Origin of the sequence: Planktophila warneckei (SeqCode) (assembly GCF_965234675.1) — a bacterium.
Lineage (GTDB): Bacteria > Actinomycetota > Actinomycetes > Nanopelagicales > Nanopelagicaceae > Planktophila > Planktophila warneckei.
The window spans coordinates 79,007-105,720 of the sequence record NZ_OZ248350.1 but is presented as its reverse complement, the minus strand read 5'-3'; the positions used below and the strand labels follow the sequence as shown (position 1 = coordinate 105,720).

At 44.9% G+C, this 26,714-nt stretch carries 27 protein-coding genes; 9 read left to right on the top strand and 18 right to left on the bottom strand.

Going from position 1 to position 26,714, the window contains the following annotated elements; translation table 11 throughout:
• Window positions 1-4: 4 nt before the first annotated feature.
• The 7 genes from folE to AC8GFU_RS00535 all read right to left on the bottom strand — a co-directional run bounded on the left by folE (window position 5) and on the right by AC8GFU_RS00535 (window position 7,186).
• Window positions 5-607 (bottom strand): GTP cyclohydrolase I FolE, encoded by a 603-nt coding sequence (gene folE / locus AC8GFU_RS00565; protein WP_506626572.1) that lies wholly within the window; start codon window positions 605-607, stop codon window positions 5-7.
• Window positions 594-2,645 carry an ATP-dependent zinc metalloprotease FtsH gene (gene ftsH, locus AC8GFU_RS00560; protein WP_506626571.1) on the bottom strand — a complete coding sequence of 684 codons (2,052 nt, stop codon included), beginning with the start codon at window positions 2,643-2,645 and terminating at the stop codon, window positions 594-596. The genes folE and ftsH overlap by 14 nt, the downstream gene beginning before the upstream one ends.
• Window positions 2,646-2,670: 25 nt before the next feature.
• Window positions 2,671-3,222, bottom strand: coding sequence for a hypoxanthine phosphoribosyltransferase (gene hpt, locus AC8GFU_RS00555; protein ID WP_506626570.1), 552 nt, complete (start codon window positions 3,220-3,222; stop codon window positions 2,671-2,673).
• 8 nt (window positions 3,223-3,230) lie between these two features.
• Window positions 3,231-4,193 (bottom strand): tRNA lysidine(34) synthetase TilS, encoded by a 963-nt coding sequence (tilS, locus tag AC8GFU_RS00550; RefSeq protein ID WP_506626569.1) that lies wholly within the window; start codon window positions 4,191-4,193, stop codon window positions 3,231-3,233.
• 20 nt (window positions 4,194-4,213) lie between these two features.
• Complete coding sequence (locus tag AC8GFU_RS00545) at window positions 4,214-5,413, bottom strand: C40 family peptidase (RefSeq protein ID WP_506626568.1); 1,200 nt, start codon at window positions 5,411-5,413, stop codon at window positions 4,214-4,216.
• Window positions 5,414-5,489: 76 nt separating this feature from the next.
• The gene (locus AC8GFU_RS00540; protein ID WP_506626567.1) at window positions 5,490-6,281 is read right to left on the bottom strand and encodes a DUF2705 family protein; all 792 of its coding nucleotides are present in this window, start codon (window positions 6,279-6,281) and stop codon (window positions 5,490-5,492) included.
• Window positions 6,281-7,186 carry an ABC transporter ATP-binding protein gene (locus AC8GFU_RS00535; protein WP_506626566.1) on the bottom strand — a complete coding sequence of 302 codons (906 nt, stop codon included), beginning with the start codon at window positions 7,184-7,186 and terminating at the stop codon, window positions 6,281-6,283. The genes AC8GFU_RS00540 and AC8GFU_RS00535 overlap by 1 nt, the downstream gene beginning before the upstream one ends.
• A gap of 26 nt (window positions 7,187-7,212) precedes the next feature.
• Here AC8GFU_RS00535 and metZ point away from each other — a divergent pair, with 26 nt between their 5' ends.
• Window positions 7,213-8,439 carry an O-succinylhomoserine sulfhydrylase gene (metZ, locus tag AC8GFU_RS00530; protein ID WP_506626565.1) on the top strand — a complete coding sequence of 409 codons (1,227 nt, stop codon included), beginning with the start codon at window positions 7,213-7,215 and terminating at the stop codon, window positions 8,437-8,439.
• On the opposite strand, the gene AC8GFU_RS00525 is transcribed toward metZ, so the two are convergent.
• The gene (locus tag AC8GFU_RS00525; RefSeq protein WP_506626564.1) at window positions 8,428-9,264 is read right to left on the bottom strand and encodes a heme o synthase; all 837 of its coding nucleotides are present in this window, start codon (window positions 9,262-9,264) and stop codon (window positions 8,428-8,430) included. The two genes, metZ and AC8GFU_RS00525, sit on opposite strands and share 12 nt — an antisense overlap.
• A 121-nt stretch (window positions 9,265-9,385) precedes the next feature.
• Between AC8GFU_RS00525 and AC8GFU_RS00520 the strand changes: the two genes are divergently transcribed.
• Complete coding sequence (locus tag AC8GFU_RS00520; protein WP_506626563.1) at window positions 9,386-9,835, top strand: hypothetical protein; 450 nt, start codon at window positions 9,386-9,388, stop codon at window positions 9,833-9,835.
• A gap of 16 nt (window positions 9,836-9,851) precedes the next feature.
• Window positions 9,852-10,925: a YncE family protein gene (locus AC8GFU_RS00515; RefSeq protein ID WP_506626562.1), complete on the top strand. Its 1,074-nt coding sequence runs from the start codon at window positions 9,852-9,854 to the stop codon at window positions 10,923-10,925.
• Here AC8GFU_RS00515 and AC8GFU_RS00510 read toward each other — a convergent pair.
• Window positions 10,922-12,082 (bottom strand): D-alanyl-D-alanine carboxypeptidase, encoded by a 1,161-nt coding sequence (locus AC8GFU_RS00510; protein WP_506626561.1) that lies wholly within the window; start codon window positions 12,080-12,082, stop codon window positions 10,922-10,924. The two genes, AC8GFU_RS00515 and AC8GFU_RS00510, sit on opposite strands and share 4 nt — an antisense overlap.
• 17 nt (window positions 12,083-12,099) lie before the next feature.
• Window positions 12,100-12,447, bottom strand: coding sequence for a hypothetical protein (locus tag AC8GFU_RS00505; protein WP_506626560.1), 348 nt, complete (start codon window positions 12,445-12,447; stop codon window positions 12,100-12,102).
• A gap of 22 nt (window positions 12,448-12,469) precedes the next feature.
• On the opposite strand from AC8GFU_RS00505, the gene AC8GFU_RS00500 reads away from it, so the two are divergent.
• Window positions 12,470-13,117 carry a TrmH family RNA methyltransferase gene (locus AC8GFU_RS00500; protein ID WP_506626559.1) on the top strand — a complete coding sequence of 216 codons (648 nt, stop codon included), beginning with the start codon at window positions 12,470-12,472 and terminating at the stop codon, window positions 13,115-13,117.
• Complete coding sequence (locus tag AC8GFU_RS00495) at window positions 13,114-14,274, top strand: MFS transporter (protein WP_506626558.1); 1,161 nt, start codon at window positions 13,114-13,116, stop codon at window positions 14,272-14,274. Before AC8GFU_RS00500 ends, AC8GFU_RS00495 begins: the two co-directional genes overlap by 4 nt.
• On the opposite strand, the gene AC8GFU_RS00490 is transcribed toward AC8GFU_RS00495, so the two are convergent.
• Genes AC8GFU_RS00490 through AC8GFU_RS00480 form a run of 3 tightly spaced genes read right to left on the bottom strand, consistent with a single transcriptional unit; the run spans window position 14,222 to window position 17,027 of the window.
• Window positions 14,222-14,668 (bottom strand): low molecular weight protein-tyrosine-phosphatase, encoded by a 447-nt coding sequence (locus AC8GFU_RS00490; protein WP_506626557.1) that lies wholly within the window; start codon window positions 14,666-14,668, stop codon window positions 14,222-14,224. The genes AC8GFU_RS00495 and AC8GFU_RS00490 overlap by 53 nt on opposite strands.
• Before the next feature lie 58 nt (window positions 14,669-14,726).
• A complete protein-coding gene (locus AC8GFU_RS00485; protein ID WP_506626556.1) occupies window positions 14,727-15,677 on the bottom strand; it encodes a tetratricopeptide repeat protein in 951 nt (316 codons plus the stop codon).
• A 24-nt stretch (window positions 15,678-15,701) separates the two neighbouring features.
• Window positions 15,702-17,027: a N,N-dimethylformamidase beta subunit family domain-containing protein gene (locus AC8GFU_RS00480; protein WP_506626555.1), complete on the bottom strand. Its 1,326-nt coding sequence runs from the start codon at window positions 17,025-17,027 to the stop codon at window positions 15,702-15,704.
• Between the two features lie 100 nt (window positions 17,028-17,127).
• Between AC8GFU_RS00480 and nicT the strand changes: the two genes are divergently transcribed.
• A complete protein-coding gene (nicT, locus tag AC8GFU_RS00475; protein ID WP_506627158.1) occupies window positions 17,128-18,309 on the top strand; it encodes a Nickel transporter NicT in 1,182 nt (393 codons plus the stop codon).
• Here the strand turns inward: nicT and AC8GFU_RS00470 are convergent.
• Genes AC8GFU_RS00470 through AC8GFU_RS00450 form a run of 5 tightly spaced genes read right to left on the bottom strand, consistent with a single transcriptional unit; the run spans window position 18,296 to window position 23,218 of the window.
• Window positions 18,296-19,210: a DMT family transporter gene (locus AC8GFU_RS00470; RefSeq protein WP_506626554.1), complete on the bottom strand. Its 915-nt coding sequence runs from the start codon at window positions 19,208-19,210 to the stop codon at window positions 18,296-18,298. The two genes, nicT and AC8GFU_RS00470, sit on opposite strands and share 14 nt — an antisense overlap.
• Entirely contained in the window at window positions 19,185-19,796 is a 612-nt protein-coding gene (locus AC8GFU_RS00465) for a cytochrome c oxidase subunit 3 (RefSeq protein ID WP_506626553.1), read from the bottom strand. Before AC8GFU_RS00465 ends, AC8GFU_RS00470 begins: the two co-directional genes overlap by 26 nt.
• Window positions 19,793-21,664, bottom strand: a complete 1,872-nt coding sequence (locus AC8GFU_RS00460; protein ID WP_506626552.1) for a cytochrome c oxidase subunit I — start codon at window positions 21,662-21,664, stop codon at window positions 19,793-19,795. The genes AC8GFU_RS00465 and AC8GFU_RS00460 overlap by 4 nt, the downstream gene beginning before the upstream one ends.
• Window positions 21,664-22,434, bottom strand: coding sequence for a cytochrome c oxidase subunit II (coxB, locus tag AC8GFU_RS00455; protein ID WP_506626551.1), 771 nt, complete (start codon window positions 22,432-22,434; stop codon window positions 21,664-21,666). The genes AC8GFU_RS00460 and coxB overlap by 1 nt, the downstream gene beginning before the upstream one ends.
• Before the next feature lie 4 nt (window positions 22,435-22,438).
• A complete protein-coding gene (locus AC8GFU_RS00450; protein WP_506626550.1) occupies window positions 22,439-23,218 on the bottom strand; it encodes a hypothetical protein in 780 nt (259 codons plus the stop codon).
• Between the two features lie 142 nt (window positions 23,219-23,360).
• On the opposite strand from AC8GFU_RS00450, the gene AC8GFU_RS00445 reads away from it, so the two are divergent.
• From AC8GFU_RS00445 to AC8GFU_RS00435, 3 genes are all read left to right on the top strand, one after another.
• Window positions 23,361-24,128 (top strand): cytochrome c oxidase assembly protein, encoded by a 768-nt coding sequence (locus tag AC8GFU_RS00445; protein ID WP_506626549.1) that lies wholly within the window; start codon window positions 23,361-23,363, stop codon window positions 24,126-24,128.
• Window positions 24,121-24,429: a hypothetical protein gene (locus AC8GFU_RS00440; RefSeq protein WP_506626548.1), complete on the top strand. Its 309-nt coding sequence runs from the start codon at window positions 24,121-24,123 to the stop codon at window positions 24,427-24,429. Before AC8GFU_RS00445 ends, AC8GFU_RS00440 begins: the two co-directional genes overlap by 8 nt.
• 166 nt (window positions 24,430-24,595) lie before the next feature.
• Window positions 24,596-26,704 (top strand): DEAD/DEAH box helicase, encoded by a 2,109-nt coding sequence (locus tag AC8GFU_RS00435; protein WP_506626547.1) that lies wholly within the window; start codon window positions 24,596-24,598, stop codon window positions 26,702-26,704.
• Window positions 26,705-26,714 lie beyond the last annotated feature (10 nt).

Sequence of the window (26,714 nt, the reverse complement as noted above, 5' to 3'; positions counted from 1 at the left end):
GAGATTAGCCCTTAGTGATTAATGAAATTGCTTCTGCGCGTGTTGCAGGATTTAGGAGCGCTCCACGAACTGCAGATGTGGTTGTACGTGCATGAGATTTCTTAACTCCACGCATCGACATACAAAGGTGTTCGCAATCAATAATTACAATGACGCCAAGTGGATCCAAGATTTCAACCATCGCATCTGCGATCTGTGTTGTTAAACGTTCTTGAACTTGTGGACGCTTTGAATACATATCAACCAGGCGAGCAAGCTTTGAAAGGCCGGTGATCTTTCCGCGTGGGATGTAACCAATATGCGCAACACCATGGAATGGAGTTAAGTGGTGTTCGCAATGTGAAAATACTTCTATGTCGCGAACAATTACTAACTCTTCATGGCCGATATCAAAGGTTGTTGTTAAAACATCTTCGGGTGATTGCCACAATCCTTCAAAGTTTTCCTTCATCGCACGTGCTACTCGTGCCGGAGTTTCTTTAAGACCTTCGCGATCTGGATCCTCACCAAGGGCTAAAAGCAGTTCACGGACAGCCTTTTCCGCACGTTCCTGGTCGTAAGGACCAGAAGCGCGACCATCGGAAACGGTGACCTTATTTACCGTCACTTGCGGCCTTCTTACGACGGGTTGGCTTCTTTGGCTCAGCTGGTGCTTCAACAACTGCGCGCTCTGGAACATCCACTGGTGGTTGTTCTGATGGAACACGTGTTGCAGAACCTGTCCAAGCTGGACGTTTAGTTACAAGCTTTACCTTCTTAAAGATTTCAGCAATCTCTTCCTTGTTAAGAGTTTCCTTTTCAAGAAGTTGAATCACCATTTCATCAAGAATCTTTCGGTTTGCAACCAAAATATCAAAGGCTTCTTGGTGAGCATTTTCAATTAATGTGCGTACTTCGCGGTCCACAACAGCTGCGATGTTTTCACTGTAATCGCGTTGATGTCCGTAATCGCGACCCATAAATGGTTCAGATGTTCCGCCGCCAAGTTTGATAGCGCCAATCGCTTCTGTCATTCCATATTGAGTGACCATCGCCTTTGCTAGCGCTGTTGCCTTTTCAATATCATTTGAAGCACCAGTTGATGGATCGTGGAAGATTAACTCTTCGGCTGCGCGTCCACCTAATGAGTACGCCAACTGATCTAGTAATTGATTACGAGTCGTTGAGTACTTATCTTCGTCGGGCAAAACCATTGTGTAACCAAGTGCGCGACCTCTAGGCATGATCGTTACTTTGTGAACTGGATCAGTATGAGGAAGTGCGTGTGCCACAAGTGCGTGACCTGCTTCGTGATACGCAGTTACTCGACGTTCATCATCATTCATTAAACGAGACTTACGTTGTGGGCCAGCCATAACGCGATCGATAGCTTCGTCAAGTTCAGGGTTTCCGATAACCGCTTTGTTTTCACGAGCAGATAGCAGCGCTGCTTCATTAAGAACATTTGCAAGATCAGCACCAGTAAATCCAGGCGTACGACGTGCGTAATCAACTAGCTTTACCTCATCGCTGAGTGGCTTGCCCTTTGCATGAACCTGCAGAATCGCTTCGCGACCCTTGAGATCTGGACGATCAACAGCGATCTGACGATCAAAACGACCTGGACGCAAAAGCGCTGGATCCAAAACATCTGGACGGTTCGTTGCAGCGATCAAAATAACCTTTGAGTTTTCTTCAAAGCCATCCATCTCAACAAGTAGCTGATTAAGTGTTTGCTCACGTTCATCGTGGCCTCCACCCATACCTGCGCCACGTTGACGACCTACGGCATCAATTTCATCGATGAAAACAATTGCTGGTGCATTTGCCTTAGCTTGGTTGAACAAATCACGGACACGCGCTGCACCAACACCAACAAACATTTCGACAAAGTCAGAACCAGAGATTGAATAGAAAGGAACTCCGGCTTCGCCAGCAACTGCGCGAGCCAAAAGCGTCTTACCTGTTCCTGGAGGGCCGAACAACAAAACACCCTTTGGAATCTTTGCACCAAGTGGTGCGTACTTTTCAGGCTTTGCAAGGAAATCTTTAATCTCATCTAATTCAGCTAACGCTTCATCTGCTCCTGCAACATCTTTAAATGTTGTCTTAGGAACATCATTGTCTTGAAGCTTCGCTCGTGACTTTCCAAATTGGAAAACCTTGTTTCCGCCTTGTGCTTGTCCCATCATCCAGAAGAACAAGAAACCAATCAGCAAGAATGGCAAAATTGAAAATAGGAATGAAACCAATAGTGATTGCGATGGGACCTTTACATTCCAACCCTTTGCAGGTGGATTAGCGGTTAATGCATCAACAAGTGTTGGTTCCTGGCGTGCAACATAGAAGGATTCAACCTTTGTTGCACCCTTAATTGTGTTGCCAGAGGTGAGGATTAAGCGGATCTTCTGCTCTTTATCAACTAGTTCAGCTGAAAGAACCTGCGACTTTGTTATCGCATCAATCGCCTGTGAAGTTTCGATCTGTGTGTAACGGTTACCAGCAGCAGAGATCTGCCCGAATACAGTTACAGCGAAGATTGCAGCAACAATCCAGAAGAGTGGTCCACGGAAAATCTTGCCACTCTTGGTGACAGGCTTCTTCGGAGCGTTCTTGCTAGAGAAACTCTTCTTCAGTGGCTTCTTTGGCTTTTGTACTTGCGACATATGTGGGGATGCGTCTCTCTAGTAATTATTCATACATGTGCTTGGCAAGCACACCGATAAATGGAAGGTTGCGATACTTTTCATCAAAATCAAGGCCGTATCCAATGACGAAATCCTTTGGAATATCAAAGCCAACATACTTAACATCTACTTCAACCTTTGCAGCTTCTGGTTTACGCAAGATTGAAAGAATTTCAACTGAACCAACTCCGCGGGATTCAAGGTTTGCCTTCAACCATGAAAGCGTTAAACCGGAGTCAACAATGTCTTCAACAATCAAAACATTGCGTCCTGTGATGTCACGATCTAAATCTTTAAGAATGCGAACTACTCCGCTGGACTTTGTTCCTGAACCGTATGAAGAAACCGCCATCCAATCCATATCAATGTGGCGCTGAAGTGCACGTGAAAGATCTGCGACAGCCATAACTGCGCCCTTCAAGACTCCAACAAGTAGAAGGTCTTTACCTTCGTAATCCTTATCAACCTGTGCTGCTAGCTCCTTGATACGTGCTTGCAACTGTTCTTCGGTCACGATTACGCGTTCGATATCGCCCTTGACTGCTTCTAAATCCACGGTTCTCCCTATGGTCGGTGCGGTGAGAGCGAAAGTCTGCCCGAAATTCGCTCAACCTTCACACCGCCCGGAAGATTGAGCGCTCCTTGGCCATTCCACGCTGAAATAAGCGCCTCAACAGCGCCCACATGCTCAGCTGAGACCGATCCCGAAGGGGCTCCCGCGGCGTAGATCGCGGCACGAAGGATTCGGGTGCGGATCGCCCTTGGCAAGGTTTGGAGGTGGGCACAATCCAAATCTGCAAGATTTAAATGGATCTCTTCACGCTTTGCCCAATGATCAAGTGCATCTGCATCATCTCGCAATAGGTGAGCGCTTCGTGCAAGGGCATCGGTAATTCCGGGACCGATACTTTTTTCTAATGTTGGTAAAGCCTCAGTGCGCACACGAACACGTGCGAATTGTGAATCGGCGTTATGAGGATCTACCCAAAAAGTTAAACCAACTTCTTTGCAGAACTCTTCATTTTGAGATCTAGTAATTTCTAGAAGAGGGCGAATGTAGATTCCGTTGTGGTGCGCCATTCCAGAAAGTGAACGTGTTCCAGATCCGCGTGCAAGTCCTAACAAAACTGTTTCGGCTTGATCATCTTTTGTGTGACCTAAAAATACTGCAACCGCATTTTCTGCTTTCACAACTTCATCGATCGCCTGGTAACGTGCATTGCGAGCAGAAGCTTCAAGACCTTCTTTAATGTCGACGGTAACTTTTTTTACAACACATGCAAGTTTCATTTCAGAAAGTTGCTTAACTACAAGCTCTGCTTGAATCGCTGACTGTGATTGCAGTTGGTGATCAACTGTTACGCCAATAACTGTGATCGCTAATTTTTTTGCCTCTGCTGCTAATGCATATGCAAGTGCTAAGGAATCAGCACCACCAGATACAGCAACTAAAACTTTGTCGCCAGCTTCATATTTTTCAAGCCAATGGCGAACCGCACTACGAACTGCAGGAACCGCCGTTGTCATAGGACAAGAGTAGTGCGAATTTAGACGCGGCCACCAAATGGCATTAAGCCCTTAATGCTATAAATATTTGAGTACAGCAGACCGCGACCCTTTGAGTTCGCCTCCCACATCATGCCGTTACCTGCATAAATGGTGATGTGGTGAATCGTTGAGATCGTTCCCTTGTAGGAGTAGAACAACAAGTCTCCGGGCACCAAATTATTGAGTGAAACATGCATTGTGTAACTTGAATACAGGGCGGAGTTAAGGCGATCCCAGTTTGGCCAACCTAATCCCGCCGCCTTATAAGAGGCGTAAACAAGTCCTGAACAGTCAAATGAGTTTGGACCTTGTGTTCCCCAAATGTATGGCTTGCGTGCAAGAACCTGTGACTTCGCAAATGCAACTGCCTTATCGCGTTGCGCTTGAGTTGTTCGCATCGTTGAGCGACCCTTAAATCCAAGATCAGGCCAGACATTCTTTTGGCCACCGGTTTGAGCAGCTGTGTTTGCTTGGCTCTCTTCAAGTAATGCGAGTTGTCGTTGTTGTTCTAGTGTCGTGCGAACCTTGCGTGCACTTAACAAATCTTTCATCAACTTATCTTGAACCGCTTGAAGCTTTGCTACCTCTTTAGCTTGTGCAGCCTTTGCATCATCTGCAATCTTTTTGGCCGCTGCTACTTTGTCAGTTGCTACTTGTTGAACAGCCTTTGCAGCATCTGCGGCAGCTTTAGCTTTCTTTGCAGCAGCTTCTGCTTCTTTGAATCGTGCAAGTGCAACGGAGTTCTGTGCACCTAAGGTACTTAAAGTTGAAAGTTGATCAATTAAATCTTGTGGACCATCCGCGCTGAGCAATGGCTGAATGTCGCTCATGCTTCCGCCCATGATGTAGGCATTAGCTGCCAAGCGACCAATTGTTTTATGCGCCTCTGCAACCGCTGCTGCGGTTTCTGCAGCATGCTTTGCAGCGGCATTAGCAAGTGCAGTTGCAACAGCAAGTTCTGCTTGCGCTTTTCTGTACAACGCAGTTGCTGCATTAGCTTTTGCAGTAAGTGCACGAAGACTTTGATTTGCCGCGGCTAATTTTGCAGCTTGAGCATCTGCTGCTTTTTTCTTCGCCGCTTCTACCTTCTTTGCAGCTTCAATCTCCGCCAAGGTTGGTTTAGGGACTGCAACAGCAGGAACTGACGAAATCGACAGCCCCAGAATTACAGCAAGCGAGATCGCCCTAAACTTTTTCACAACAAACCTTTCGGAGGGAAGGCCTAAAGAATAAATGCCCAACCTTGGAAATTCTTGTTTTTAGGTGTGAGTGTCCTTAATTAGCTACATCACGGCGAACAAAAAGCACTGAAGCGATAATCGCTCCAACCGCTACATATATTCCGCCAACAGCCAAAGCATGTTTGTAGGTCAGATCTATGGTTCCACCAGATGCGATCGCTGTTAATTGAGCACCTGGCAAGAAGCTCTGCCAAGAGTTCTTCACAGCAATCAATAGGTTTTCAACGATCAGCAGCCACAAAACTCCAAATGAGATTGCACTAATCGGTGAGCGTAAGAGAAGTCCTAAAACCATTCCGACAATTCCAAAGGCAACGACAGAGATAGTCACGTTAATAAAGGTTGTAAAGATCGCGTGCAAGCCTTCTGATGTGAACCAAAGATCGGTAGAGACCTTTGCTCCAGGTGCCAATATGTAAGAAATAGCAATGCTCACAATCGCCGAGATTGCGATCATTACCAACGCAAATAACTTCATTGAAATTAGCTTGCCGATAAGAATCTTCATACGGCCCGGTTGGCGCACCAATAAATTGCGAAGGGTTCCATATGTGTACTCCTGCGCTGTTTGTGCTGCAAAGACACAAAGGGCGATGATTCCTAAAAAGCCACCAACAGATGAAAAGCCATTGACTGAACCACTTGCTAGACCCAGCACATCTCTACCAATCGAGCGACCACGGTCACCGTTTCCCTGTGGTGAATCAATCATTAAGTAGATAAATGAGGTGATCAAACCTGTAAAGAACAACGCTGATCCAATTGTTCCGAAAAATAAAGTTGGGCGACGTAATTTGCGGAGTTCTGCTTTAACGACATTAAACATTACTTGTCCCCCGTCATTTCAAAGAATGTCTCTTCTAGATTTGGTAGTTGCGGAGCAAGTTGCGCCAATGTAATACCTGCATCAAATGCCGCTTTGTTCAGCACCGGTGCCCAATCCATTTCAGCCAAGATATGAACTGAATCATTTCTAATCACAGCATGGTGTCCTGCCTTTTCGGAGATCTCAACGATACGAGCCAAGTCGGAATGGTTCAGAGATTTCGCAATGATTGTTGGTTGCTGTTGAGCCATAAGTTCGCCAATTGGTCCTGCGAAAACTATTTCGCCTTTTCGCAACATAACAATGTAATCACTAATGATTTCTAGCTCCGACAACAAGTGAGAAGAAACAAAAACAGTTGTTCCATCGTTAGCTAAGTCGCGCAGAAGTGCACGAACCTCTTGGATACCCTCTGGATCTAAGCCATTTGTTGGTTCATCAAGCATCAATAACTTTGGGTTCGGCAGAAGAGCTGCGGCTATACCTAACCGCTGCTTCATTCCTAATGAGTAAGTCTTGAACTTTGATTTTCCACGATCGCCTAGTCCAACTTTTTCTAAGAGTTGTTGCACGCGTTCGATCGGAAATCCACCAAGCTTTGCTAACACCATCAAGTTTTCATATCCAGATAGCGCTGGATAAAAAGCGGGTCCTTCGATCATTGCGCCTACACGGCTTAAGTATTTTTCTGGATGCTCTATTGGTTCACCCAAGATGTGGCCTTGACCTGTAGTTGGTGTAATTAAGCCAAGCAACATTCTCATTGTTGTTGTCTTGCCCGAGCCGTTAGGGCCGACAAAGCCACACACGATGCCCTGAGGTACTTCGAAGTTGATATGTGAGACCGCTAAGCGCTCATCATATTTTTTGGATAAATCTGAGACTGAAATTGCAGTGTTTTGCATGCCCCTTACTCTGCCACAATTAGCCCATGAGCAAACGACCTTGGGGCTATCAACCTCGTGTGGATTCACTGGGACCTGACTGGGAGTTACATCCACAGACACATTCAGTGCGCACAGGTCTTGCTCGCTCTGGTTTTGGTGAAACTTCTGAAGCTCTGTATCTGAACAGTGGTTTTACATACACAACTGCTGAAGAAGCCTTTGATTCATTTGCAGAAGAAACAGATCACTTCTTATATAGCCGTTTCCATAACCCAACGATTGCAATGTTTGAAAAGCGTCTTGCTGCAATTGAAGGCGCTGAAATGTGCGTTGCTACTGGTTCCGGAATGTCCGCAATGTTTGCATCTCTTGCATGTTTAGTTGAGCAAGGTGACCACGTTGTTGCATCTGCTGCGATGTTTTCTTCATGCCACGTTGTCATTACAGAATTCTTGCCAAAGTGGGGCGTTACCTTCGAATTAGTCAAGGGTAATGATCCTGCCGCTTGGGCAAAGGCGCTAAGCAAGCCAACTAAGGCTGTCTTTATCGAAACACCAAGTAATCCTTTAATGGAGATTGTTGACATCAAAATGGTCAGCGATCTTGCGCACAAAGTTGGTGCAACGGTAATTGTTGACAACGTTATGGCATCGCCTGTCTTGCAAAAGCCATTACAACTTGGCGCAGATGTAGTTATGTACTCGGCGACAAAGCACATTGATGGACAAGGTCGTGTTTTAGCTGGAGCAATTCTTGGATCTGCTGATTACATCGTTGAAAAGTTACTTCCATTTGTTCGTCACACCGGACCTGCGCTAAGCCCATTCAATGCTTGGGTACTTGTGAAGTCACTAGAAACCATGCACATGCGTGTTGAAGCGATGGTTGCCAATGCTCAAGCTGTTGCAGAATTTCTTGAGAAGCAACCTGCGATCAAGTCTGTTCGTTATCCAGGTTTGAAATCTCATCCAAATCATGAGCTTGCTATGAAGCAGATGAGCAATGGTGGCGGTACAACAATTGGTATTGAATTTAAAGGCTCTCAGGAGGATGTTTTTGCCTTCATGAACAAGCTTTGTGTCATTGATATCTCGAATAACTTGGGTGATAGCAAATCTCTCATCACTCACCCAGCATCAACAACTCATCGTCGCTTAGCTCCTGAAGTGCAGGCTGAAATGGGAATCACTCCATCAGTGCTTCGTTTATCTGTTGGTCTAGAGCACTCAAGCGATCTCATTAAGGATATCGAGCGCGCCTTAGTTAAGTAGTTGAGCAATTACCAATACAACTGAAAGCAAACTTAAGTAAGTAATTGACCACTGGAAGATTTTTCCAGCGACCTTTCCATAATCTGCAGAACCTTCTTTAAGCGCTATTAATTGGCGGGCAAAAACAAGACCTAGCGCAACAGTTACAACCATTGACCACACTGGAAGTTCGGCTGAAGAAACTAACCAAATCGAAGAAAGAATCATCAAGATTGTGTGGAACCACATCTCGCCGAGAACTCGATTCTTAGTTGCAACTACTGGAAGCATTGGAGTTCCTGCAGCTGCGTAATCATCTTTGTATTTAATTGCCAACGCCCAAAAGTGTGGCGGTGTCCAGAAAAAGATTACAAAGAAAAAGGCCCAAGCGGTCATTGATAGCGAGTTTGTAACCGCTGCCCAACCGATTAAGACAGGCATACAACCAGCTGCTCCGCCCCACACAATATTTTGTGAGGTGCGTTGCTTAAGCGCCATCGTGTACACCAAAACATAAAATGCAATTGCAATTAAAGCTAACCATGTCGCAAGCGGTGTTGTGAACATCCAGAAAAGAACAAGGGACACAATTCCGATTGCAGTTGCAAAAAGTGTTGCATTTGTTTTGGAAACTACGCCAGTAACGATTGGTCTCTTAGAAGTGCGTTCCATTAATTTATCGAGATCACTTTCAACAACCATATTGAAAGCATTCGCACTTCCAGCTGCCAATGTTCCGGCAAGAATTGTTATCGCCGTTAGGCCAAATGAAGGAAGACCCTGTGCCGCCAAAACCATCGCCGGCAAAGTTGAAACGAGCAGCAACTCAACGACCCTTAACTTCATAAGGTCTAGGTATCCCCGCATAGCGCCGCTCACCCGCCAAGATTACTCAGCCTTTTACTTCGCACCTCACTGTTTACTCTCAGCCATTCAAGTTATCTTTATCGCAACAAGGGAGAGTCCAATGACCGATAAAAACAAGCCTGAATGGTTTGAGATCGCCGAGGCAGATGCACCTGTCCAGGTTCGCAAAGTTAAGAAGAGTTTGCCTATCGCCGCAGTAGTGGCTTCATTGTTGATTATTGGAGTTGGTGCGCTAGTTGCCCAAACTCAAGAAGAACCTCCAGCAAGCGCGACTGAAACGTCAGCAAGCGCGACTGATCAAACACCAGCTCCCAGCTCAGCATCCAATGAGACCACAGCGACCGACACTTCAATTTCCAGTAATACTTCAACACCATCAAAAACTCCGACTAAGCAGAGTGCAAAACCATCTGCATCTCCAACTCAATCAACCAACCTCCAAAATCCCTCAATTGCAAAACTTCCTACAAAGGGAGGGGAGGATGATGAGAATGAAGGTCGTGAACATCATGGTGATCGGGAATCACATTCAGAGGGTGATGACGACTAACTAGTACTCTTAGGGAATGCGCAATCGCTTCCTAACATTTGTTGTAATAACTTCGCTCTGTGCCTTTGCAACTCCGGCACAGGGCGATGTTGTTTCAAGCAAGATGGTTTTGATCAAAACGATCAACGGATCCATCTCACCTAAATCTGTTCGTTCATCAGGTGATGGTGTAATTAGTGCGCACAACATGATGTATCGCCATAGTGTCACTGTTTACGATGCCAAAACATTTGAATTGCTTAAGACCGTTCCGGACTCTGTATCACTTAAGAGCTTTGGATATTCCAAGTCATCCTCAACCTTTAAAGGTGCCCCAGTTGAAGGATCGTATTCACCAGATGGAAAGTATTTATATGTAACTAATTATGCGATGTATGGACCTGGTTATAACAAAGAGGGACATGACACCTGTTCTCCGGCATCAGGGTATGACAAGAGTTTTGTGTACAGAATTGATCGCAGTAACTACGAAATTGATGCTGTGTATCCAGTGGGGTCAGTTCCAAAAGTTGTCGAAGTAACTCCAGATAATAAGTATGTTTTGGTCACTAACTGGTGCTCTTACACCCTGAATGTGATCTCAATTGAAAGCCAAAAGGTAGTTAAAACAATCAAAATTGGCCGTTATCCCCGAGGCATTGCAGTATCTAAGGATTCTAAAAAGGCGTACGTTGCCGAAATGGGTGGAAACAGAATCCATGTGATTAATCTTGAGGATTTTTCAGTTTCTTATATTCCGATCGGAAGCAATCCTCGTGCAATTGTTTTGTCACCAGATAATTCAATGCTGTATGTGACCATGAATCTTTCTGGTCGAGTTTCATCCTGGGATTTGTTAGCCAATAAGGCTGGAAAAACAGTTAAGACTGGAAATGCAGCACGCAGTCTTGCGATTTCAGCTGATGGTTCATCACTATTTGTTGTGAACTTTAATAGCGACACAATTTCAAAGGTTCGTACAAGTGACATGAAGGTTTTACAAACCATTAGTGCGTGTAATGAGCCAATCGGTATTACATATGACGCTCCAACAAATAACACATGGGTTGCTTGCTATAAAGGTCAGATAAAGATTTATTCCAATAACTAAGGTGCAGGGATTATCTCTGTTGGAATGTTAGGTGCGGCAATTCGACCAAGCACACGATCAATTGCTGCACGGGCCTTGTTAAGTGCGCTATTACCCTTTGCAATTTCATCTGCCAAAAGCACAAAAACATATTCTCGATCTGTGGATTGAACAAAACCTGCCAAAGTGGCAGTGCCATTCAATGTTCCGGTCTTCGCACGAATTAATCCCACAGCTGATGGTGCTGTATCGATGAATCGATTGCGCAATGTTCCTGATACGCCACCAACGGGAAGTGAGTTATAGATTGGCGCAAACTTCTCTTCTTTATGAATCTTGTACAAGAGCTCAGCCATCATCTGCGCGGTGATCTTGTTTTGTTTCGACAACCCACTTGCATCTACGACCACCAGCTTTGAAGAATCAATCTCAAGGTGGTTCAGTAATAACCTGAAGACCTTGTCTACACCTTTGTCATCCAGTGAATATCCAGCGGTCTGTGCTGATAATCGAGCTAATCGTTCAGCTAGCAAGTTATCGCTCCATAAAAGTGTCCAATCAAGGATTTCAGCGATAGTTGGTGAGTTTTCGGAGGCTATGAGATCTCCTTGGGAAATAAAGGCATCATCATCTTTCACTGATTTCATAACCGGCTTAAATCCACGTTTGGCCCAAAAGGCTTTGAGGTTCGCCACATCCTGTGAATATAGGTTGCTGTAAATAACTTTGTAATTCTTTAATGATCCACCATTAGCTTCTTTAATTGCGCTTAAAGTACTGAAGCCCATATACGGCAAAGAGGCGCGATGCATTTTTCGACCAACGTTGTGATCAAGGCTGATCCATGGATCTAGTGAGCCTCTTATAACAATCAATTTCTGATCAGCATTAATTGAAACTGTTGTATTAAAAGTACTTTGCAGATCTAAGTATTCAATAGTTACTCCTGCAGAAAGAATCTTCATTACAGAAGCGGGCTTACGTTTTGAAAATGCATTGTGTTGGTAAATGACATTACCTGTTGAATTATCAATAACAACCATAGCTGGATTGGAAAGTGTTGGGTTTTTCATTAACTCTTCAAAGACAACTGGGATTGAATCTGGTCCCAGGACAGCGTTAGCTGGTGCAATTGAGAGAATTACCGCAAGGCAAAGGGCGCTAACTCTCTTAAACAAATGCATAGTTAAGTTATTTATCTAGCTGATGCAATTATGATGTTAACAATTGTTAATCCAGTCATTGTTAACCAAACATTTTTAGGTAGCTCAGGCTTCTTAACGTTCTTGTAACCAAGAGCAAGAATCACAATCAGAAACAACAATTTAATTCCGATCTTTGTGTGATTAAGTGGCTCGTCAGGCTTAACTGAATCATGGAGTCCAACCATCACGATTCCTGCAAGAAGAGCGGTGAGCCCCGCGTGTAAGACTCCTGGGTTCAATTTACGTGGATTCTTGTTCCATTGAAGTAGCAAGAGAGTAAGAATTCCAATAACTGAAAGAATGTGGATTAGGTACACAACCGTGTTGATAGCGGACATGAGTTCAGTTTAGAGTGCCTACATGTCTTCTCCTACTACCCCCGCCAGTATTGGCCCAGGTGAATTTTTCCCTGTTGTAGGCGTTGGTCCGCATGAAAAACCATGGCCTGAAGGCGATCAATATGATCCTGAATTATTGCTGAATGGTGATCGTAGAAATGTTCTGGATCATTATCGCTACTGGACCGTTGAGGCGATTGTTAAAGACTTAAATACAAAGCGTCACAAACTGCAGATTGCAATTGAGAATTGGCAACATGATCTAAACATTGGTTCGATTGTCCGCACCGCCAACGCCTTTAACGTCTCTGGTGTTCATATTGTTGGTAAGCGTGATTGGAATAAGCGCGGCGCAATGGTGACCGATAGATATTTAACAGTTATGCATCATCCAACGATTCAAGATTTTGCTAATTACTGCAAAGAGCAGAACCTACCGATCATTGGTATTGATAATGTGCCTGGATCAAAGCAACTTGAACCAGCGGTATTACCTGAAAGTTGTGTTCTGTTGTTTGGACAAGAAGGCGCAGGAATGTCAGATGAGGGCATTGCGGTCTGTGAAGTGTTGTACGAAATCAATCAATATGGTTCTACTCGTTCGATGAACGCATCTGCAGCTGGAGCAATCGCCATGTATCACTGGGCTTTGCAGCATCTACCTAAATGAAAAGGTGGCTGAGTAAAAACTTACTCGTGCTCACCCTGGTTTCCCTTACGCAAGATGCAGCTAGCGAACTTTTATATCCATTACTTCCAATCCTTTTAACCGGAGTAATTGGTGCTGCTCCCCTTGCACTTGGTCTTATTGAAGGATGCGCCGAAGCTGCTGCTGGATTTACAAAACTAATTGCCGGCAAATCAAGTGATAAGTACGGACGTAAACCATTTGTGATGGCGGGATATTCATTAGCAGGTGTTGGTAAAGCTCTTGTAGTTATAGCAACTAGTTGGCCCTTAGTCTTTTTTGGTCGAGTTACAGATCGCATTGGTAAAGGATTGCGCGGTGCACCACGTGATGCACTGATCCATGACTCTGTTCCTAAGGAGCATCTGGGAAAAGCCTTTGGCTTCCATCGCACCGGAGACAACATTGGTGCGGTAATTGGGCCTGGTTTAGCCTTAATTGGCCTTGCGCTGCTCGATGGCGATGTTCGAGCGGTCGCAAAATGGGCGATTATTCCCGCCATCTTGTCCGGCTTTTTAACCTTGCTTGTTAAGGACAACTTTGTAAAACCTAAGATTGAAGAAAAGATTCAAAAGGTAAAGCTGCCACTTCCTACGACTTTGAAAAAAGCAATCGGAGTTCTTGTATTAATCCAATTAACAAATATTCCGGATGCCCTGCTTCTTTTGCGTTTACATGACATTGGATTTTCAACAAATGGTGTTGTGCTTTCGTACATGTTATTTAGTGCAGTGACAGTGGTTGCTGCTTTTCCAGCTGGATACGTTGCAGATAAATTATCTCCACGAATTGTGTATGCAATCGGCTTGCTTGCCTTTGCTGCTGCATATCTGACATTGGGCCTTACTCAAAACCACACCGTTGCATTAATCGCTCTTGCGATTTATGGATTGTTTCCTGCATTAACTGATGGAGTTGGTAAGGCGTGGATCGCTGGATTAAGTGAAGATCATCATCGCGGTAGAGCACAAGGTGTGTACCAAGCATCAATGAACTTTGCTGTATTAGGCGCTGGTATCTGGGGCGGTGCTACTTGGAGTAGTGGTTCAACTCAGTGGCCACTTGTTGTTGCTGCAATCGGTGGTGCTATAGGTTCTTTAACTCTTGCAACAATCCATCTACGGCACGTTCGACCATAGCCAAAGTTGCTTCATACGCTTCATCGCTTTGGTTGTATGGATCTGGAACCTCTAACTTAAAGTAATCAGCTGATGTTGGATCAATACTTTTAAGTTGTGGATCAAAATTCCGAAGATAGAAAACTTTACTGCGATGTTCTTCGGTTTCAGCTAAGGAAATCACATTGTGATAATTACTTGAATCCATTACCAGGATTAAGTCATGAATAAAGAAGTCATTAACTTTAAATTGTTTTGCAACATGTTTATGTCGGTAGCCAGCAGCTTCCCAAATCTTTTTAGATGATGGGTGAGGACCTTGCCCCACATGCCACGAACCAGTGCCAGAACTATCGACTGTAATTGCTGGTGATTTAAGGGCGGAACTCTTGCCTGCGAGCACCGCCGCAGCCATGGGTGAGCGGCAAATATTGCCCAAACAGACCATGCTGATACTTAGTTGATCGCGGCCTTTAAGAGAGGAGATCAACTTCAGGCTCATCCTCCAGCGCTTCCTGCACTGACTTTAAACGACGCTCAATCTCATCGGCCTCTTCACCGCGACCTTGCATGCGCAAAATTGCTGCGATTCGAGTTTCAATATCAACGATGAACTCAAAATCTTTAGGTTCATCTTCGCTCACGATCGCTAAAACATTTTCTAGTGTTGCAAGCCCATCATCAAACTTTTCAAGCAGGATCTGCGCCTTGCCATATTCAAATGAAGCAAAAGTCTCGCGACGATGATCATGTCCTGTTTCAAATACATCCACAGCCTTACGAGCTGTATCTAGAGCAAGTTCACCTTCGCCAAGTTCAATAAGACAGGAAGCAATCTTCTGATCACAACGTGCAACATGAATTACCTCTTTGTTGCGCTTGAAAAGAACTCGCGCTTCCTTAAAGGCATCAATTGCTTTTTCATAATTCTTAAGCTCGCGCTCTGCACAACCAATTAGATGAAGATCATTTGCTGCGCCAATTTCATTTCCATCAACTAAATGCTCCTGCGCGCATTCATTCATAGTTTCCACAACTTTGTCGTACTTCTTTGATGTGTACCACCACTCGCCCAATGTGCAGGCAAGTTCTAATGCAATAGGTGATTTGTTTTCGCGCAGAAGTTCAACCGCTTTGCTCATCGCAGTTGCAGCTTCATCCATGCGCTTTAATTGATTTAAGTTGTAACCAATTGCTGAATACGCCTGGGCTAATCCTTCGGCAGGTGCTGATGCACCTAATTGCGAATAGATATCTCGTGCAGTCTCTGCGAGCGCTAACGCTTCGTCATACTGGCCACGTGCATAGATGCGCGCACTTAATTCGTAATAAGTGCTTGCGCGTTCTTCACCTTCAACTTCAGGGATGCGATCCCACAGCATCTCTTCGGTGATGAGCTCTTCCATGCCGTCGTCTTCACTCATGTGCGTGACCCTATACGCATGTGGTTAAGCACGACTGGGAATTTCAATCTGCGCCACTGGCCATTTTGAATCTTTGACTGTTCGCAACACCGCTTCAGTGACCTTGCGCAGCTGGCTTTGAGCCTGTGAATCGAAGGTGTGGCCCCAGGGACAGCGGTTGGCCAACGCACATACCCACCCATTTGTGCCTATATTCAGCACAGCCGCCCCGCTTGGCGCCCTGTAATAAGTGGACATCGCAACGAAGCCTTTTTCAGTCGGGCTGATTGCAGCTCGAGCCAGAACCTGAACACCTGGTCCCACAGTTCCCATTGCTGTATCTGCTTCATATCCGTAGACACCTTTTATAACCGCATCCTTTCCTAATGCTGAAAAGGGCCATACATTATTTGAAATCAAATCTTTCTTGATGCCAAGTGCAAAATACTGCGAACCAAGTAACAGTGATTCAGCTTTTCCAAGTTCGCGATATGGAGTTCTGCCAGAAATTTTTCTTCCTTTGATTTCTGTCATGGCGTAACCAGTATTTCCGCCAAAGACCACCAAGTTTTTGCCTTGGGCAACCGCTTCATCAAACCGAGAACGTATGATTTGCGTCCAGTACTCGCTATGACCTCCCACAACAATTGTTGAAGTGTTTGCAAATACTTGCGAGTTTGAGTCAACATCAAAGTCAGTTAAGTAATTTACATCCAACCCTTGTTTTTCAATTAAAGTTAATAGCGGCTGCTCCATATATCTAAACTGTCCGGAACCATCACCATCGTATGGGCGTTCAAATGAAACCGCCGTTGCTTTTGTTTCACGACTTCCATCTGCGCCTTTATATAGCGATTGTCCGCCCCACTGGTTATACGACTGCCATGTCAGAACAGATGAAACAAAAGTTAAATCATTTGCGGTTTTTCCAGTGATCATTAATGGAATAAAGGATGCTGTCCGTTTTTTGCTGCGCAACTTTAAAAGATACTGACCTGGAACCATTGAGCTATCTACAGTTATCTTCTTAGGAGAATCCAAAGTTCGAATTAAGCGAGCGCCCTTGTTGTTGTAATACCCCATTCGGTAAATATCGAGATCAAACTTTTTTGAACCAATGGTTGTTACAGAAAGATTGTCACCACATGTAGCTGACGCTGAACTAACAAATCCTTCAATACGTGGAACATCTTTACGGCGAGAAAAATCAGCGCTAAATCGCATCGGGATATTTGACGACCAGGTGCTGTTTCCATTTTTCTGATTTTCGCGCTGAACCCAACCCGGCTTTGTGTCCCAATTACAGGTATTTGCCTGCGCGGGGGCAGGGCAAAGTGCCAGCAATAACGCCAGAACTACCGCCCGTCTCATGCGGGAAACCTTAGGGGCAGTTTCAAATAGACACCCATCTGAGCGTGCTTTACCCTTCTACATGCAAACGATTTGCATCTAGCCGGGGAGAGCCGTGAACATCATTGTGAAGGAGCCGATCAAGGTTCCGCTGAAAGATCGCCTCACCCGCGATGAATGGCGCCGTATGGCTGCGATGTTTGGCTTCATTTTGTTTCTGCATGTTTCTGGTGCGCTATTAATGTGGAAAGCAACAACCGGAAATTATGAATTAGCTGATGGAACATTATTTGGTTGGGGAACTGCTGCACTTGCCTACACATTAGGTATGCGCCATGCCTTTGATGCGGACCACATCAGCGCGATTGATAACACAACTCGAAAGTTGATGTCTGAAGGGCAGCGTCCTTTAGCTGTTGGATTCTTTTTCTCACTTGGACACTCATCTGTTGTATTTGCGTTAGCGATGTTGTTGAACTTTGGAATCAAGGCGCTCGGATCTCAGTTGAAGGATGACAATTCAACCTTGCACCATTACACAGGTTTAATTGGTACAACTGTCAGCGGAACTTTCTTAATGTTGATCGCGATTTTGAACTTAATGATTTTAGTTTCAATTGTCGGAGTCTTTATTAAAATGCGTCAGGGTGCATATGATGAAGCTGAATTAGAGAAGCATTTAGATTCTCGCGGTTTGCTGATGCGCTTCTTCGGTCCAATTGCTCGTCGCATCGATAAATCTTGGAAGATGTACCCACTTGGTATTTTGTTTGGTTTAGGTTTTGATACTGCAACTGAAATTGGTTTGTTAGTGCTTGCCGGTTCTTCGGTAATTGCAGGATTACCTTGGTGGGCAATAATTTCTCTGCCACTTTTCTTTGCAGGTGGTATGACTTTGCTAGACACAATTGATGGTTCATTTATGAACTTTGCATACGGTTGGGCTTTCTCAAAGCCTGTTCGCAAGGTGTACTACAACATCATCATCACTGGATTATCAGTAGCGGTTGCATTATTTGTTGGTGGATTAGAACTCTGCCAAGTATTTGCAAACCAATTGAATTTAACTGGTGGCTTCTGGGATTACGCGTTGGCCTTTAATTTAAACAGTGCTGGATACTTCATTGTTGGCGCTTTCGTAGTGGTCTGGACGATCGCGCTATTGCTATGGAAGTACGGCAAAATCGAGGAACGCTGGCACGACCAGGCACATGCTGCTCAACTTGCACGTGGTGAGGCGACTAATCACACCGCAGCAGGTATTGATCTAGGTCCAATTAAAGATGGATTTAAGATCGACTAGGTAGCTTTATTCGTTGTTGTCCAATCGCTGCACCTAGTAAAACTATAAGTCCGCCAACTGGTTCATACCAGGTGATTCCTTCACCTAAAAATATGATTCCAACAATAACTGCAACAACTGGTGTCACATAAGTAACGGTGCTGGCAATTGCACTGCCTGCTGCTTCCATAATTTTAAAGTTCCAGATGTAAGCAAAACCAGAACCGAGAATTCCTAAGGTGAGCATCGCAAGTACCGGGCCAAGTTGATAGTTATCTTTAGCAACTCCATCGACTAAGTACATTGGCAATAATGTAAGCGCGCCCATAGTTAATTGTCCGGCCGCAAGTGATTCAGCTTGAATCTTCTTTGGCAAAACAAATTTACGGGAATACGGGAATGAAACTCCATAACAAGCAACTGCGCATAACAAAGCAATTACCGCACCTGCTGGATTATCGCCCAATCCTTGCCAAGCTCCAAGAACAGTTAGTACACCAAGAAATCCAGTGAGTAAACCTATGACCTGAAAGCTCTTTGGCTTTTCTTCGCGAAAGGCAATCATGATTGCAAGTAATGTCATTAATGGTGTTACCGCGTTGATAATTCCAGCAAGAATTGAAGTAACTTCAGTTTCAGCTACGGCAAATAGAATTCCCGGAATTACATTGAGCAACAGAGAAACTACCCAAAGATGTAACCACATAATGCGACCCTGGGGCAGTGAAATACCCTTAAAACGAGCCCAGAGCACCAATGTGAGGGCTCCCAGAGAGACTCGACCAAATGCCACACCTATAGGGGTAAGGAACTCAAGGCCTAACTTAATGAAGATAAAAGAACAGCCCCAGACAACGCCTAAGGCGATGTAGAGGCTGATCCAGTTAGAGCTTTTCTTATGGGAAGCTGAGGCAGAAGGCACCTAGCAATGATGACACAACCATCCATACCCACCAAACATTGACAATATCTACATGCCAAACGTTTGTTGCATAGAGACCTAGTCGTGCTCGGTTCCAGTTTCCAAGTGCGATAAATACTGTCAATGCAAGGTGAACAAAGTTCATTACCGCAAATAGATAGAAACATGAAACATAGGCACCATCTGAGAAGGTAAACGGCGCCGTAGCGAAGGTATTGAACTGAAAATAGATTGCAACAATTGATGTAACTAATGCGACCAATGAGCCAAGTTTCAATTGGGTGTCATTGTGTGCACGTGCACCTTTAAGGGCATAGAAATGTGTTAACAACCCAAAGGCTGCGATCGCTGTAATTGTCCATGCTTTTGATGAAGATTGGGCAACAATTGCAGCATGTTCTTCTGTAGCTTTTGGTAGCCACATATCGTTGACATTTTGTGCACGCAAGTAAAAGTAAACAAACACCATACTGAGTGCGAAGGCAACATCGGCAACCAAAATCAGAATTACTCCAAGGCGATTACGGCTTCCAACTACATCCGGATCTTCGTGATGGGCGTTGTGTGAATGTGTCTCTACGCTCATTTCTTTTCCTTTCCGTAACCATATGGATCCGAAGTTACTACTGGTAGAACTGCAAAGTTCTCTAGTGGAATTGGGTTTGCGACAGTCCATTCCAAAGTCTTTGCATGCCAAGGATTCATTGGGGCGACTACTCCGTGACGCCAGGAAGAAATTACTCCGTATAGGAGAACCAACATTCCAGACATAACTACTGCAGCGCCTATAGAGGTAATTAAATTGCCCTGATTAAACAGTGCTGGATAAGCCTCTACGCGGCGTGGTTGGCCTTGTAAGCCAACAATAAACATGCCGCCGAAGGTAACGTTGAATCCAATCTGAACCATCCAGAACGAAATCCAGCTGAGTTTCTTATCAAACATCCGGCCGGTCATTTTTGGGAACCAGTAGACAAGTGAAGCAAGTGCTCCAGTTAATCCAGCTCCCATTAATGTGTAGTGGAAGTGTGCAGTTACATACATAGAACCATGCAAAAACGCATCCGCTGGAACATCAGAAAGATAAATTCCAGTAACTCCGCCGATCATAAAGTTCCATAACAATGCAAAGATCGACAAGGTTGGCATAGTCATCCATAGACGACCTCGCCATAAGGTTCCGACTAACACCAAGAACAACATTCCTGTTGGAATTGAGATTAGCTCGGTGGTTAACATGAATGGCGCATTAAGTAGTGGAGCCCAGCCAGAAATATACATATGGTGAGCCCATACCAAAATTGATAGTCCTGAAATTCCGGCAATACCCATCACTGCCACATTGAAGCTAAATAGAGGGCGACGTGTGAACACTGGCGCCATTTCCATTAACGCTGCAACTGCTGGAATCAAAATTACATAAACTTCTGGGTGACCCATGATCCAGAATAAGTTTTCATACAACCATCCCGATCCACCACCAGCTGAGTTGTAGAAAGATGTGTCAAGTGCGCGATCCATTCCTGACATCACCTGTGACAGGAAGAAAACTGGGAAAGCTGGCAACGCCAATGCAACTGAAGCAACAACTCCATAAATCAGAATTGGTGTGCGGTTCCACGTCATTCCCTTTGCGCGCATACGAACAACAGTTGTAGTGATATTTGCGCCAGCAACCATTGTTGAAAGTGCAAAGATACAAATAAACATGATGTAACCATTCATGCCTAGCGGTGCTTGTCCTGCAAGAGGGTTGTAAGCAGACCAGCCAGTTGAGATTCCACCGATGAACTGAGCCCAAATCAATGGGATTGCTGCAGCCACAATGAGCCAAAAACTCAGCGCATTTAACCGTGGAAAGGCCATATCTCGGGCACCAATCATGATTGGCATGATGAAGTTACCGATTGGGCCTGTAACCATGATGATTGTTCCGACAATCATGATAATTCCGTGTGTTCCAACGATTGAGTTATACGCCTGTGGGTGAATCCATCCACCTTCAGGTGTACCAAGGTTGGCACGAATAAGCATTGCCAAAATTCCACCAATGCCGAAAATAACCATGGTGATTACAAGATATTGAATTCCTACAACTTTGTGATCGGTTGTATATCGGAAGTAGCGCTTGATGCCCATGTCCTTGCCTGCAAGGAACATATTTTCATCATGAGAAAGATCTTTACCCATGACCCAACGGAATGGTGCAACAAGCGCACCGATACCGGTCATGAATCCGACAAACCAAGCGATCATTGAAAGAAGGGTGATTTTATCTTCACGAGTAAATAACCGAACCTCTGTATCAGCTGGCAAGAATTGAAGCGCTAATCTCCAAACAACGAAAGCACTTATTGCACCAAGTGCAAAAGCAGTAACGATATTTAGTCGTTCAATTATTGGAGTACGAGATTTTCCTGCAGCGGCTGCAGGATGATTCATTGTCGTTGTCATTATGAACGCGCCTCCAATGCAGACCTATCGGCCAGCCATTTTTCGTAATCGGCTTTACTGACTACGTGAACTTTATTTTGCATGTATGCGTGAAGTAATCCGCAAAGCTCGGCGCAACGAACATTAAATACGCCAATCTTGTTTGGAGTCACAGCCGCTTCCGTTGTGTAACCAGGATTTGCATCCATTTTGATTCCCATTTCTACAATCCAGAATGAGTGCTTCACATCCTTACTTGTTATATGGAAAATAACTGGTACATCTACGGGAAGATATAAAACTTCGCTACGTGCACCATTTGCATAGTCATAGTTCCAAGCCCATTGCTGACCAGTAACATTGACATTAATAGCGTTTTCCTCATGAAGTGCGTCGCCTTCCTTTTGGAAAACCACCAGCCCAACAACCAAAGCAAAAAGGCAAAGCAGCGCGGAAATAGAAATCCATGTTGCATTTGCCCTTGGGGAGTTTGATATTTGGTGATCGGCCTCAGGAGGAGGGTTATCTCCGTAGTGGCGTGAACTTGTTAAAGCAGTAATGCACATTGCAAAAACTAGTGCCGCTACTGGGGCCGCTGCCCAACTAAATAAACTCATCAACCCAATAACGCCACTCATTACTTCTGATGCGGGGTCTGGCATCGAAATCACATGGAACTGAGATCCGAAGATTCCAATTAGAACTGTCAGGATTACCCAAATAATAAATGTCTTTTTGACATCCCGGCTTTTCCACCACTTATTTTTTGTTGGAGGTAACAAATCAGTCATAGCTTTATGCCCTCACAATCCAGTGACCTGACATGTAGCTCATGGCAGACATTGCATTTCCAAAACGAGCGACCGTGCCATCACCACAAGGGAACTCACAGTTCCAGACATATTCGCCTTCATCACCAGTAATAATTGTAAAAGTCATCATTGATGGGAACTGAGTGAAGCCACCTTCTTCTTCAGCAGCTGAAACTTCATCATCATTAGCCATTGGCAAAGGAACATTTACAAATACTTGATCTTTTGCATCTGCGATTCCATGAATCGTGAATGTGTGTCCAACGGCATCGTAAGGAATCTGTGTGATTGTTTTTGCTTCAGTGGCATTTGTATGCGACTTGGTGTCATAACGTTCAACAAGAGTTGCAGTGTTTCCGACTGTTCCACGAACTTTTGAAAAGAAATCATTGTTAAGAGTTTCGCCTGAGTCGTACTGCCAAATAGTTATTGTTACAGCTGAGTGAGGAGGAACAACAAAATTAGTTCCGGTGGAAGCTTCTGTAAGAGGCTCGCCATACTCACCTGCAAGTCCATAACTAACCCAGTCAGGGTGTGCCCCACCATCAGCGCCATGATGTCCGCCAAATGTTGAGTTTGGATATGTATTCAAATGCAGTGTGTAGTGCGGGTAACTCTTTCCATCTGGAGCTGTATACGTACCAGCAGGAGTAGCGCTTGTTAAACCTGGATCATTTTTTGCTGCAGCAACGTAGGTGCCGATTCCAGCAATAACTCCAAGTCCCAGGACAACTGTTCCCAGCGCGGCCATGAACTTCTTCATCTCACTCCTTCTCAGAGAGTCCACAGAAATTCTGTGACGTGGTTCACGAAGAGTATGAACCTCTTTAATCCACTTGTGAAGCACAAATCCATGGAATTTTCACTAGTAATTCACAGTCATGCGGGGCTACCCTGCCTCAATCATGGAAATGCATCATCACGAAGTTGGAATTTGGGGTTCTTGGCAATTGGCCCCTGAGATTGTGTTCCCGCTCCTCTTTATTACATACCTATATATAAGAAGGATTAAGGAAGCTGATGTATCCAAGCGTCAGGCTACTTTCTTTTTGAGTGGAATTGCATCTGCCTTGTTGGTGATTGTCACACCTGTAGGTGCACGCGCTATGGATTATTTCTCGCTACACATGGTCCAACACATCACACTTATGATGATTACAGGCCCATTGTTAGTTTTAGGAACGCCTAACTCTTTTCACCCAACCTCTAAGATTTTTAAAACTTCGACGCAACCAATTTTTAGCTGGATTTGCTATGCATTACTAATGATTGGTGTGCACCTGCCTGGTCCACATGCATTCATTATGGAAAATTCATGGGCTCACACATATATAGAAGTGCCGCTTTATATCGCCCTTCCATATTTTTTCTATTTCAACCTTTTAGATCGCAACTTAATAAATCGTCGTGTTTCACCAGCAATTGCGGTTATTTCTCTATTTTTGATGATGGTCCCTGAAACCTTGACCGGCTTCTTTATTTACACCGCTCCAGGCTCCTTGTATCAAGATATGTACACCTTGAATGATCAACGCCGTGGCGGATCGTTGATGTGGTCTGGCGCAATGATCATCGACACTATATGGATGTCAATCGCCGTCTATCACTGGATTAAATCTGAAGAAAAGAAATCTAGAGACATCGATGCAGAGATTGCAGCTGAAAATGGCTGATGAGGATTTCAAGGCACCTGATTGGGTTGTCAATAATGAAGAAGAGCGACCAATTTCTGACAAGCAAAAAAAGATATTTACAGTCGTGCTAATAATTTCATTACCGTTTTGTTTATGGGCAGGTTGGTATGAGTTTGGTCGTGCACAAACAGGAAACTGGCGTGCATGGGTTTACACATTTGAGTGGCCTTTTTTTGGCGGTGTTGCCTATTACTTATGGCGCCGAATTATGCATGGTGATATGCCACGTATTCCGCGGCCAGATTTAAGTAAATATGAGCATGAAGATGATGGTAATTAGTACAAATAATCCACGGTAGAATTGTCCCGTTGGTGCGACCGCATCAATGCACTTCCCCCAAGTGCTGCACATGCAGCACTACATGCGAGTCTTATTTTCGCCCTAGCCGCCAAAAGCGCGAGCTATACCCGAGACGCGCTTGTCGTCTCGATTGGTATGCATTTCTATGTCTCTACAACCACGTATTAGCGCGCCCGGAAAAGCTCGTCGCGCAGCATCAGCAGGAAAGCCTAAGCGCACAAAGAAGGCTGCCGAGTTTAAAGAAGCAGCTCCAAAGGCGCGTCACACAACTGCGCAAAAAGCAGCACGTAAAGGTGCAGCAGCAAAGCCTGTGACTGGTAAGCCATCAACTCGTCGTTATTCAGATGTTGATACATCTGCAACATCAAAGAAGGAAGCTCGCTTAGTAGAGCGTTCAAAGTTGCGCGCAAAGCGCTACCAAGAACAAACCGCTTCAAAGCCACGTCCAACCGAGGCTCCTGAAGAGCGTGCGGCACGCATCGAACGATCACAGCGTCCAGATTCACGTGCAAAGAAGTTTGTTAAGGAACGCGAAGTTCGCGAATCAGCACCACGTGCAGAGCGATCAGAACGCACCGAGCGTCCAACTTCTCGTCCAGAGTTTAAGAAGACTTACAAGAAGGCGGAACGTCCAGAGCGTCCAGCATTTAAAAAGGATTCAGATACACGTCCAACAAATCGTCGTGACGCTGTAAAGGCAAAGATTGCTCGCACCGATGATGGTCGTCCAAACTTTGAACCGCGCAAGCGCGAAAAGTTTGATCCAACACGCCCAAAGAAGAACAGCGTTGCACCAGATACCCGCGCCGCTAACTTCCGCGCAGAGCGTCCAGTGCGCGATCGTCGCAATGATTCACCTGCGTATGCACGTGATGATTTCAAGAAGCATGCAAAGTCTCACTCAAATGCAGCTGTCGATTTCGGTGCAGATGACAATTACATTTCAACAAATCTTGCAGATGCAAACCTTGTTGATGCAACTCCCCTAACTGAGATCACAACAACATTCGGTGATCTTGGAATTGCAGCGCCGCTTGTAAATGCGCTTAGCAAGCAGGGAATCATGCATCCATTCCCAATCCAGATTGCAACACTTCCAGATGCTCTTGCAGGTCATGACATCTTGGGTCGCGGACAAACTGGTTCAGGAAAGACTCTTGCATTTGGTTTGGCACTTCTTAACAACTTAAATGGCAAGGTTGCAAAGCCACACAAGCCATTGGCACTTGTTTTGACTCCAACTCGCGAACTTGCACAGCAGATCGATGAAGTTTTGATGCCACTTGCTCGCGCAATTGGTCACGAATCAGTTGTTGTTGCTGGCGGAATGTCATACTCGAAGCAGATCACTGCAATGCGTCGTGGAACAGCAATCTTGGTTGCTACACCTGGTCGCTTGATCGATCTACTAAACAAGGGTGAAGTTCAACTAGATCAACTTCAAATCACTGTTCTTGATGAAGCAGACCAAATGGCAGACATGGGCTTCTTGCCTGTTGTTAAGGAAATCCTTGATCAGGCAAAGCTTGATGGTCAGCGTCTTCTGTTCTCTGCAACTCTTGACCGTGGTGTTGATTCATTGGTTCGTCAGTATCTGAAGAATCCAAAGACGCACTCATTGCAAAACGATCGTGCCTCAGTTTCAACAATGGAGCACTACGTATTGGTTATGAATCCATCTGACAAAGATGACATCACTAACCAGGTTGCAGCTCGTAACGGAAAAACAATCTTGTTCGTAAAGACTCAGCGCGGTGCAGATCGTTTAGCTGACAAGCTTGCTCACGCAGGTGTTCCAGTTGGTGCATTGCACGGTGGAAAGTCACAAGCTGTTCGTACTCGTACATTGGCTCTCTTCAAGGAGACTCCAAACGCAGCCCTTGTAGCAACAGATGTTGCAGCACGCGGTATTCACGTTGATGGAATTTCACTTGTTGTGCATGTAGATGCTCCAACAGATCACAAGGATTACCTACACCGCGCTGGTCGTACAGCACGTGCAGGTGAGGCCGGAACTGTTGTAACACTTGCAACTACACGTCAGCAGAAATCAATTGGCGGTCTTACTCAGCGCGCTGGTGTGAATCCAAAGTTTGTTGGAGTTACCCCATTAAGTACTGAATTGATGAAGATTACGGGTGCACAGGAGCCATCAGGTATTCCTTACGTTGTGCCGATCGTTGAAAAGTCTGTACGTAGTGGTGGAAAGCGCCCTCGTCCAAACTCAAGCCAGCGTCGACGCCGCCCTCACTAATTAGTACAGT